8 protein-coding genes are annotated in these 10,176 nt (G+C 69.6%); 5 read left to right on the forward strand and 3 right to left on the reverse strand.

The window, feature by feature from the left end:
* The 4 genes from ABDW35_RS23685 to ABDW35_RS23700 form a co-directional block, all read left to right on the forward strand.
* Window positions 1-663 (forward strand): NnrU family protein (locus ABDW35_RS23685; protein ID WP_343716327.1); only part of this gene is annotated, 663 nt, incomplete at its 5' end.
* A gap of 130 nt (window positions 664-793) precedes the next feature.
* Window positions 794-1,246, forward strand: coding sequence for a MarR family winged helix-turn-helix transcriptional regulator (locus ABDW35_RS23690; protein ID WP_034838934.1), 453 nt, complete (start codon window positions 794-796; stop codon window positions 1,244-1,246).
* A gap of 83 nt (window positions 1,247-1,329) precedes the next feature.
* Window positions 1,330-2,442, forward strand: a complete 1,113-nt coding sequence (locus ABDW35_RS23695; RefSeq protein ID WP_343716328.1) for an efflux RND transporter periplasmic adaptor subunit — start codon at window positions 1,330-1,332, stop codon at window positions 2,440-2,442.
* Window positions 2,439-5,564, forward strand: a complete 3,126-nt coding sequence (locus ABDW35_RS23700; protein ID WP_343716329.1) for an efflux RND transporter permease subunit — start codon at window positions 2,439-2,441, stop codon at window positions 5,562-5,564. The genes ABDW35_RS23695 and ABDW35_RS23700 overlap by 4 nt, the downstream gene beginning before the upstream one ends.
* 223 nt (window positions 5,565-5,787) lie before the next feature.
* Here the strand turns inward: ABDW35_RS23700 and pseC are convergent, their stop codons facing one another.
* From pseC to ABDW35_RS23715, 3 genes are all read right to left on the reverse strand, one after another.
* On the reverse strand, window positions 5,788-6,999 hold the full coding sequence (gene pseC / locus ABDW35_RS23705) for a UDP-4-amino-4,6-dideoxy-N-acetyl-beta-L-altrosamine transaminase (RefSeq protein WP_343716330.1): 1,212 nt from the start codon (window positions 6,997-6,999) through the stop codon (window positions 5,788-5,790).
* Between the two features lie 64 nt (window positions 7,000-7,063).
* Window positions 7,064-8,104 carry a UDP-N-acetylglucosamine 4,6-dehydratase (inverting) gene (gene pseB, locus ABDW35_RS23710; RefSeq protein WP_343716331.1) on the reverse strand — a complete coding sequence of 347 codons (1,041 nt, stop codon included), beginning with the start codon at window positions 8,102-8,104 and terminating at the stop codon, window positions 7,064-7,066.
* 177 nt (window positions 8,105-8,281) lie between these two features.
* Window positions 8,282-9,298, reverse strand: a complete 1,017-nt coding sequence (locus tag ABDW35_RS23715) for a hypothetical protein (RefSeq protein WP_343716332.1) — start codon at window positions 9,296-9,298, stop codon at window positions 8,282-8,284.
* A gap of 125 nt (window positions 9,299-9,423) precedes the next feature.
* Here ABDW35_RS23715 and ABDW35_RS23720 point away from each other — a divergent pair, with 125 nt between their 5' ends.
* Window positions 9,424-10,011 (forward strand): TetR/AcrR family transcriptional regulator, encoded by a 588-nt coding sequence (locus tag ABDW35_RS23720; RefSeq protein ID WP_343716333.1) that lies wholly within the window; start codon window positions 9,424-9,426, stop codon window positions 10,009-10,011.
* Window positions 10,012-10,176: the final 165 nt, after the last annotated feature.

Here is a 10,176-nt window from a genome sequence, read left to right on the forward strand (position 1 = left end):
GCTGTAAAGGCCGCAACGATGCTCTCGCTCGCTCTCGCCGCGCTATTCTGGGTGGTGCTGCATCTCGTCGTCGCGGGCCCGCTGCGCCCGGCGGTGGCCGGCCGGCTGGGGGAGGTGGGCTACAGCGGCCTGTTCTCGCTGCTCAGCGCCGCCGGGCTGGTCTGGCTGGCCCTGGCCTATCGCGCCGCGCCGTACGAGCCGCTCTGGGCTCCGGCGCCCTTCTGGGTGCCGGCCGTGCTGGTCTTCCTCAGCCTCGTGCTGCTGGCCTGCAGCCTGGGGCCGTCCAACCCGACCCAGGTGGGGGCGGAGCGGCTGGGCGCGCTGCCGGTCTTCGGCATCACCCGGATCACCCGCCACCCCATGCTGTGGGCTTTCGCCCTCTGGGCGCTCGCGCATCTGACGGTGAACGGCCATTGGGCCGGGGGGCTGCTGTTCGGCGCCATCCTCGTGACGGCGCTGAACGGCATGATCTCGATCGACCGCAAGCGCGCGGCACGGCTGGGACCGGCCTGGGACGACTTCGCCCGCCGCACCTCGCGCCTGCCCTTCGCCGCCATCCTGTCCGGCCGCGGCGAGCTGAAGCTCGGCGAGCTGGCCGTCTGGCGCCTGGGACTCGGGATTGCCCTCTATGCCGCGGCGCTGTGGCTGCACGGATTCCTGTAGGACAGCCCCGGGCGGCGGCTGGAGCAGCCTTCTCCATCGTGGCAGCCGATGAATTATGATCGCAATAAAAAGGAGATCGCGCTTCTTGACGATAGGTGCGTATGCACCTATTTTGCGCGGCATGTCATCTTTGCAAGCTCTCGACGACGCAACCGCCGACCTCATCGTCCGCACCTGCCTGTGCCAGCGCATCCAGCGGGCCGGGCGGATCATCGGCCGTCGGTTCGACGAGGCGTTCCGGTCGCTCGGGATCAACAACTGGCAGTTCTCCGTCCTTCTCGCGCTCCGGCAGCTTCGATCCCCGACCATCGGGGAAGTGGCGGAGGTGCTCGGGATGGATCGCACGACCCTGACCAAGAACCTGAAACCGCTCGCCCGGCGCGGGCTGCTGAGCGTGGCCGCCGACGAGCACGATGCGCGGGCGAGGCGCATCACCCTGACGGCAGCCGGCGAGGAAATCCTCGCCAGCGCCGGAGAGGGATGGCATCGGGCGCAGCAGGCGGTGACGCGCGACATGCCTCCAGAAGAGCTCGCGCAGCTGACGTCCTCGCTGGAGCGTTTCGGGTCTGTGGGCAAGGGCTGAACGATCGCCCCGAGACCCTCAGCTTTGGAAGATACGTGCATATACACTGATTTCCGCCTGCCTCAGTCGTCGGGATCCCGGTCATGAACAAGACGCGTCTCCTGCTCTTCGTGGCTCTGCCGCTGCTGGTGATCGGCGCGGCGGGTGTCGTCGTGGTCTCCGGAGCGGCCGAGGAGCGGGGGGTGCAGGACGATCCGCGCAGCGCTTCGCCGGTCGTCGCGATCGCCGAGGCCAGGACCGTCGGCCATGCCGAGCGGGGATTCACCGGCTCGATCGCAGCGCGGATACAGAGCAATCTCGGCTTCCGCGTGCCCGGCAAAATCGTCGAACGCCTGGTCGATGTCGGCGAGCGCGTCGCGGCCGGCCAGCCGCTCATGCGCATCGACGGGACCGATCTGCGCCTCGCCTTGACCGCCAGACAGAATGCGGCGGTTGCCGCCCGCGCGATAGCGGTGCAGGCCCGCGCCGACAATGCGAGATATGCCGATCTGCTCGCGAAGGGATGGGCGACGAAGCAGCGTTACGAGCAGGCCAGGGCAGCGCTGGACTCCGCCGAGGCGCAGCTCGCCGCCGCCGAAGCCGAGGCCATGGTCGCGGCGAACGAGACCGATTACTCCACCCTCACGGCCGACGCGGACGGCGTCGTGGTCGAAACGCTCGGCGAGCCCGGCCAGGTCGTCGCGGCCGGGCAGGTGGTGGTGCGGCTGGCCCATGCCGGGCCGCGCGAGGCCATCGTCACCTTTCCCGAATCCGTCAGGCCGATCCTGGGCTCGCAGGCCGAGGCGACCGTCTACGGGCTCGACCAGCGGCGCTGGCCCGCCCGTCTGCGGCAATTGTCGGATTCGGCCGACCCGCAGACCCGCACCTACGAGGCGCGTTACGTGCTGGACGGCGATGCGGCGTCGGCGCCGCTGGGCGCGACGGTGACGTTGTGGATCGCGGATGCCGATGCCGCCGACCTTGTCGAGATTCCGATCGGCGCCGTTCTGAATGACGGTGGCAGGACCGGCGTCTGGGTGGTCAACCCGGCCACGTCCACCGTCGGCTTCAGGGCGGTGACCATACGCCGGCTGGGTGGAGAGACCGCGATCGTCTCGGGCCTCGAGCCTGGCGCGCGGATCGCAGCCCTGGGGGCCCATCTCCTCCATGACGGCGAGACCGTCCGCATGCCGGTCGCAAAGGCGGATGCGTCATGAGCTTCAATCTGTCCGCGCTCGCCGTCCGCGAGCGCTCGGTGACGCTGTTCTTCATCATCGCGATCGCGATCGCCGGCGCCGTCGCCTTCCTCAAGCTCGGTCGTGCCGAGGATCCCGCCTTCACCGTGAAGGTGTTGACCGTCACCACCGCATGGCCGGGCGCGACGGCGCAGGAGATGCAGGATCTCGTCGCCGAGCCGCTCGAGAAGCGTTTGCAGGAGCTGCAATGGTACGACCGGGTCGAGACCATGACGCGGCCCGGGCTCGCCTTCATGACGCTCACCTTGAAGGACAGCACCCCGCCGGGCGCGGTGCAGGAGCAGTTCTACCAGGCCCGCAAGAAGCTGGGCGACGAGGCCCGGGAACTGCCTGCCGGGGCGATGGGCCCGTTCGTCAACGACGAGTATTCGGATGTGAGCTTCGCGCTCTACGCGCTCAAGGCCAAGGGCATGCCGATGCGCGCGCTGGTCCGCCAGGCCGAGACCATCCGCCAGCAGCTGCTGAAGGTGCCCGGCGTCAAGAAGATCGACATTCTCGGCGAGCGGCCGGAACGGATCTTCGTCGAGTTCTCCTATGCCAAGCTGGTCACGCTCGGCGTCTCGGCGCAGGACATCTTCGCCGCCCTGCAGCGGCAGAATGCGGTGACGCCGGCCGGTTCGATCGACACCGAAGGACCGCAGGTCTTCATCCGTCTCGACGGCGCCTATGACGACCTGCAGAAGATCGCCGACACGCCCGTCGCCGCCGGCGGCCGCACCCTCAAGCTCTCCGACATCGCCGATGTCCGGCGCGGCTACGAGGACCCGGCGACCTTCATCATCCGCCATCAGGGCGAGCCGGCGCTGATGCTGTCCGCGGTGATGCAGGACGGCTGGAACGGCCTCGATCTCGGCCGCGCGCTGGAGGCGGAGACGGCGAAGATTGCAGGCACCCTGCCGCTCGGGCTCAGCCTGACCAAGGTGACCGACCAGGCCGTGAACATCACGGAGTCGGTCGACGAGTTCATGCTGAAATTCGCCATGGCGCTCGGGGTCGTGCTGCTGGTCAGCCTGGTCAGCCTCGGCTGGAGGGTCGGCATCGTGGTCGCGGCCGCGGTGCCTCTCACCCTCGCCGTCGTCTTCCTCGTCATGCTGGAGACCGGCCGCTTCTTCGACCGCATCACCCTCGGCGCCCTGATCCTCGCGCTCGGGCTGCTCGTCGACGACGCCATCATCGCCATCGAGGTCATGGTGGTGAAGATGGAGGAGGGCATGGGCCGGATCGCGGCCGCGGCCCATGCCTGGAGCCATACCGCGGCGCCGATGCTGTCGGGGACGCTGGTGACGGTGGTCGGATTGATGCCGGTCGGCTTCGCGCGCTCGACCGCCGGCGAGTATGCCGGCAACATCTTCTGGATCGTCGGTTTCGCCCTGATCGCCTCCTGGATCGTGGCGGTCGTCTTCACGCCCTATCTGGGCGTGAAGCTGCTGCCCGAGATCAAGCCGGTCGGAGGCGGGCACCACGCCATCTACGACACGCCGAACTACCGGCGGCTGCGCCGGGTCATCGCCTTTGCCGTGCGCCGCAAATTCCTCACCTGCGGCGCGGTGGGCGTGGTCTTCGCGCTCTCCGTCATCGGCATGGGCGCGGTGAAGCAGCAGTTCTTCCCGACCTCCGATCGTCCCGAGGTGCTGGTCGAGGTGCGCCTGCCGGAGGGCTCCAGCATCGAGACGACAGAGAAGACGGTCGAGACGGTCGAGCGCTGGCTGGCGGACCAGCCGGAAGCGCAGATCGTCACCAGCTATGTCGGCCAGGGCGCGCCGCGCTTCTTCCTGGCCTTATCGCCGGAACTGCCCGACCCCGCCTTCGCCAAGATCGTCATCCTGACCCGCGACGCGGAGGCCCGCGAAGCGCTGAAGCGCCGGCTGCGCACGGCCGTGGCCGAGGGGCTCGCGCCCGAAGCCTATCTGCGCATCACCCAGCTGGTGTTCGGCCCCTACACGCCGTTCCCGGTCGAGTTCCGGATCATGGGACCGGATGCCGGCGAACTGCGCCGGATCTCCGAACAGGCTCTCGCCGTCATGCGGGGCATGCCCGATGTGCGGCAGGCCAATCGCGACTGGGGCAACCGCGTGCCGACCCTGCGCTACGTCCTCGACCAGGACCGGCTGCGCCTGATCGGCCTGTCGCCGGCGGAGGCGGCGCAGCAGCTGCAGTTCCTGCTGACCGGCGTCACGGTCACGCAGGTTCGCGAGAACATCCGCACCGTCGACGTGGTCGCCCGCAGCGCCGGTGGCGAGCGGCTCGATCCCGCCCGCCTCAGCGATTTCTCGCTCACCAGCCGCGACGGAAAGCTGATCCCGCTCGACCAGATCGGCCATGCCGAGGTGCGCATGGAGGATCCGATCCTGAAGCGGCGCGACCGGACCCCGACGATCACCATCCGCTCCGACATCGACGAGACCGCCCAGCCGCCCGAAGTCTCGATGCGCGTCCTGCACGCCCTGCAGCCGCTGATCGCCTCGCTGCCCGAGGGCTACCGCATCGAGACGGGCGGCTCGATCGAAGAGGCGGGCAAGGCGAATGTCGCGCTCGCCGCCGTGTTCCCGATCATGGTCGCGCTGATGCTGGTCTTCATCATGCTGCAGGTCCGCTCCTTCTCGGCGACCGCCATGGTGATGCTGACCGCCCCACTGGGCCTCGTCGGCGCCGTGCCGGTCCTGCTCGCCTTCAACCAGCCCTTCGGCTTCAACGCCATCCTGGGTCTGATCGGGCTAGCCGGCATCCTGATGCGCAACACGCTGATCCTGATCGGACAGATCAAGGAGAACAGGGATGCCGGGCTCGACGACTATCACGCCGTGGTCGAGGCGACCGTCCAGCGCGCCCGCCCCGTCATCCTGACGGCGCTCGCCGCCGTGCTGGCCTTCGTCCCGCTCACCCATTCGGTGTTCTGGGGGTCGATGGCCTACACGCTGATCGGCGGCACGGCCATCGGCACCGTGCTCATCCTGCTGTTCCTGCCGGCGCTTTACGCCACCTGGTTCCGCGTGAAGCCGGCGGCTGCGGCCTCGCCGGAAGCGGGAGCCGGCCCGGATCACGACGGCCGGGACGCGATCCCGGCGCCGGCCGGCGCCGAGTAAGGACGCACCGACGAAGGAAGAATCCATCGCCGCGCCATGGCTGCGCGGCTTCCTGTGAGGGCGGCGTCCGGCCTCCTCACCCTCCCGTCGCCAACGCGACGGGCCCCTCCCTCTATCCGAGGAGAGGGAAAATAGAACCGGCCCTCTACCTCTCCTTGGGGAGAGGTCAAAATCGCGACAGCGATTTCGGGTGAGGGGGTGAGCCGGCCTCTCCGAAGCCGCTTCAGCCGATCACCTCGCGCAGCGCCCCGACCACCCGCTCGACATCGCCGTCCTGCATCGCCGGGTACAGCGGCAGCGACAGGCAGCTGGCGTAGAAGGACTCAGCGCCGGGCAGGGGCCGGCGGCCGTAGATGTCCTCGTAATAGGGCTGCCGGTTGACCGGGATATAATGCACCTGGGTGCCGATGCCCTTGGCGTGCAGAGCGCGCACCACCTGGCCGCGGGTCTGGCCGATCGCGGCGAAGTCGATCAGCACCTCGTAGAGATGCAGCACCGGGTCGCAGCCCGGCACCTTGGCGATCGGGCGCAGCGCCGGGGCCAGCGGCGCCAGCGCCGCGTCATACAGCGCCGCCAGGGCCCGGCGGCGGGCCTTGAACCAGTCCAGCTTGCGCAGCTGGCTGATGCCCAGCGCCGCCTGGATGTCGGTCAGCCGGTAGTTGAAGCCGATCTCCTGCATCTCGTAGTACCAGGGATTCACCCCGGCCTGGGCAGGGTCGACCGCCAGCTCGGTGTTGACGAAGGCGTCAGGGTCGCGGGTCATGCCGTGCGAGCGCTGCCGCGCCAGCTTCTGCTGCAGCGCCGGATCGGCCGAGGTGACCATGCCGCCTTCGCCCAGCGCGATGGTCTTGACCGGGTGGAAGGAGAAGCAGGCGAGGTCTGAATGGGTGCAGGTGCCGACCTGGACCCGGCCCTCCGCCGTATCGTATTCGGTGCCCAGCGCGTGGCAGGCATCCTCGATGACGAAGGCGCCGTGGCGGCGGGCGATCTCGGCGATGGGATCCAGGGCCACGGTCTGGCCGGCCAGATGCACCGGCAGCACGGCGCGGAACCGCCCCTGCGGATGGATCTGCGGGATCCGGGCGATCGCCGTCTCCAGATCCTCCGGCCGCATCAGCCCGGTCTCCGGGTCGACATCGGCGAACACCACGTCGGCGCCGACGAAGCGGGCGCAGTTGGCGGTGGCCAGGAAGGTCACCGCCGGGACGACGCAGACATCGCCGGGCCCCAGGCCCAGCGCCAGCGTCGCCAGATGCAGCGCCGCGGTGCCGTTCGAGCAGGCGGCGGCGAAGGGCGCGCCGGTGGCGGCGCAGAAGGCGCGCTCGAACTCGCCCACCGTCGGGCCGGTGGTCAGGTAGTCGGCCTGCAGCGCCCGGGCGACGGCGTCGATGTCGTCCTGGTCGATATACTGGCGGCCATAGGGCAGGAAGGTCACGGTGATCGCCTCCGAACCGCGCGGGCCCTGGGGAAGGGGACGGGGAGACGGCCCTGGCGGGCCGTCAGTTCGCGTGCCGCTCCAGGATCTCCAGCAGCTCGCGGTCGTCCAGCCATTCGGTGTTGTTGTCGCTGCAGTAGCTGAAGCGGTCCGGCACCGGCTTGCCGCCCGCATCCTCGGTGAAGGAGGTGCGGGTGTACTCACCGAATTGCGGCTCGATCACGTAGCGGTCGGCCAGCTCTACCGTCGCATGCGCGTCGTCGACCGCGATCATCGCCTCGTGCAGCTTCTCGCCCGGGCGGATGCCGACGATGCGGTGCGGCAGGTTCGGCGCCAGGGCGCGGGCCAGCTCGGTGATCTTCATGCTCGGGATCTTCGGCACGAAGATCTCGCCGCCGCGCATGAGCTCGAAGTTCGACAGCACGAAGTTCACGCCCTGCTGCAGCGTGATCCAGAACCGGGTCATGCGATCGTCGGTGATCGGCAGCGCCTCGGCCTTCTGCTCCAGCAGCTGGCGGAAGAACGGCACCACGCTGCCGCGCGAGCCGACGACGTTGCCGTAGCGGACCACGGCGAAGCGGGTGCCGATGTCGCCCGACAGGTTGTTGGCGGCGACGAAGGTCTTGTCCGAGGCCAGCTTGGTGGCACCGTACAGGTTGACCGGGTTGCAGGCCTTGTCGGTCGACAGGGCGATTACCTTCTTCACCCGGTTCTGCAGGGCCGCCCAGACCACGTTCTCGGCGCCCATGATGTTGGTGTGGATGCACTCCGACGGGTTGTGCTCCGCCGCCGGGACCTGCTTCAGCGCCGCCGCGTGGATGATGTAGTCGACGCCGCGGGTGGCCAGCGCCAGCCGCTCGCGGTCGCGCACATCGCCGATGAAGTAGCGCATGCAGCTGTGCACCTCGGCCGGATAGGCGGCCCGCACGGCGTTCTGCATGTCGTACTGCTTCAGCTCGTCGCGCGAGAAGATGATCAGCTTCCGCGGCTTGTAGCGCTGCAGGATGGTGGAGACGAATTTGCGCCCGAAAGAACCGGTGCCGCCCGTCACGAAAAGAACCTTGCCGTTCAGGTCGACGAGGTTGTCATCAAAAGTGCGATACATGAATCACCAGCGCTGTTGAACCGGACGGCCAGCCGTATCGAAACCTTGAGGGCCGGTTCGAAACCGCGCCGGCCCCCCGGATATGAACAACTCAGCCTATACCCTGCACGCGTGGTGCTTTGCAATGCGGCCGAGCCGGTCTTCCGCAGCGGGCCCGACGCGGCTGCGACCAGGGTCCTAGCCCGCCGGCGGGACCTCGCGGATGCGGGTGCCGAAGGCCTCCAGCCGCCGCAGCATTTCCGCCGGGTCGAGCAGGGTTTCCGGCAGATGCAGGCCGGGTGCCGGGGGCGGGCCGCCGGCCAGGCCGAGCAGGCGCTCGACCGCGGAAGCGATGCCCAGCGCCGTCAGCGGCGCCTGGCCCTCGGGGTGCACCAGCTCGTGCCGGCTGCGCCCCATCGTGCCATCCGGGCGCTCGCCCGCCATCTCGATCGCGATCTCGGTCGAGAACGGCTCGCCGCGCCGGCGGCTGGCCGACTGGGCATAGGCGAGGTCGAGGCGGATCGACCGCGCGCCGGTCGCGGCGGCGAGGCTGACCACATCCATCGGCGAGTAGGCCTGGGCCGGCAGCGCGATCCCGTCGACGCTGCGATAGGTGGCGGCCGCGTCCTCGCCGCCGATCCAGCGCCATTGCCCGTCCTGCAGCACCTGGACCCGCGCGGTGGCGGTGACGATGCGGTCATAGTCGGCGGCGGCGGCCGGCCCGCCCATATCCTGCTCGTCCAGCAGCACGCCGATGCGGATCTCGTCGATCCGCCGGTAGGCCCGGCCGAACTGCAGCGTCGGGAACACCGCGGCGCCGGCCAGCCAGTGGCTGGCCAGCAGCACCGGCGCGGTCGGCCGGTGAATCGCCTGCGCCACCTCCGGCCCGATCTCGAACACGCCGCTCGAGGTGCTGACATAGGGGATGCCGCGGGCCTGGGCGGCGCGCAGCGAGTTCAGGGTGGCGTCCTTGACGAAGACGGCGACGGCGCCGAACTCCCGGCCCGGCTGGCCCAGATCCGGCCGCTCCAGGTCGATCGCCGCCGCGTCGGCGCCGCCGATCCCGTCGGCCACGGATTGAGCCTTGGCCAGGTCGCGGCCGCCGATGGTGATCGGCAGCTCCGGCTGCAGCCGGCGCAGGGTGCGGGCGGCGCGGGCGCCGACGACGCCGGATCCGCCGATGATGAGAACGGGTTTGTGCTGGGTCGCGGGCATCGCCATGCTCCTGATGCGGTGCGGCCGGGCCTTATTCCCGGCTGCCGGAACTTACATATAGTAAGTTACTATTGGTAATTTCAAGGCCGGGCCGGAAGGCTGCGGCCGGGAGTGCGAATCAGGAGATGAGCCCGACGCCTGCAAAGAAGCTGCCCAGGGCGGAGCGGCGCGACCAGCTGCTGGACACGGCGCTCGCCATCGTGCGGGGGGAGGGGACGGATGCGCTGACCCTCGCGCATGTCGCCGAGCGTGCCGGCGTCAGCAAGCCGATCGCCTATGAGCATTTCGGCACCCGGTCCGGCCTGCTGATCGCGCTCTATGAGCGCATCGACGACCGCCAGGTCGCGGCGCTGCTGCAGGCGCTGGAGCGCACGCCGCGCCGGCTGGAGGATGTCGCCCGGGTGATGAGCCAGGCCTACATGGCCTGCCATCTCACCGCCGGGCCGGAAGCGCTGGCGATTGCCGCGGCGCTCAGCGGCGACGGCGAGATGGAGGCGTTCCATCAGCGGCTGCTCGACCGCTACGTCGCCCTCTACCGGGACGCGCTGGCGCCGTATTCCGCCCTGCCGCCCGATGCGCTGCACCTGCGCTGCGTCGGCCTGATCGGCGCGGCGGAGGCAATCTCGCGCGACATGCTGCGCGGCCGGGTGGATGAGGCGGGCGCCACAGGGGCTCTGGCCGCGCTGATCGTGGGCGGGATGCAGGAGGGGTAGGCCAAGCCCAATCGCACCGATTGCCTCTCCCGCCTGGCGGGAGAGGTCGGGCGCCCGCAGGGCGACCGGGTGAGGGCTGGTCCCGGCCTCGACAAAATCCCCTCACCCGGAGCCGCTTCGCGTCTCCGACCTCTCCCGCAAGCGGGAGAGGCAATGACTCCGAGC

This window comes from Inquilinus sp. (assembly GCF_039594555.1).
Lineage (GTDB): Bacteria > Pseudomonadota > Alphaproteobacteria > DSM-16000 > Inquilinaceae > Inquilinus.

What these genes read in the sequence shown, in the direction of transcription:
- ABDW35_RS23695 (WP_343716328.1), top strand. Translation starts at nt 1,330, where the DNA reads ATGAACAAGACGCGTCTCCTGCTCTTCGTGGCTCTGCCGCTGCTGGTG.
- ABDW35_RS23700 (WP_343716329.1), top strand. Translation starts at nt 2,439, where the DNA reads ATGAGCTTCAATCTGTCCGCGCTCGCCGTCCGCGAGCGCTCGGTGACG.
- pseB (WP_343716331.1), bottom strand. Translation starts at nt 8,104, where the DNA reads ATGTATCGCACTTTTGATGACAACCTCGTCGACCTGAACGGCAAGGTT.
- ABDW35_RS23715 (WP_343716332.1), bottom strand. Translation starts at nt 9,298, where the DNA reads ATGCCCGCGACCCAGCACAAACCCGTTCTCATCATCGGCGGATCCGGC.
- ABDW35_RS23720 (WP_343716333.1), top strand. Translation starts at nt 9,424, where the DNA reads ATGAGCCCGACGCCTGCAAAGAAGCTGCCCAGGGCGGAGCGGCGCGAC.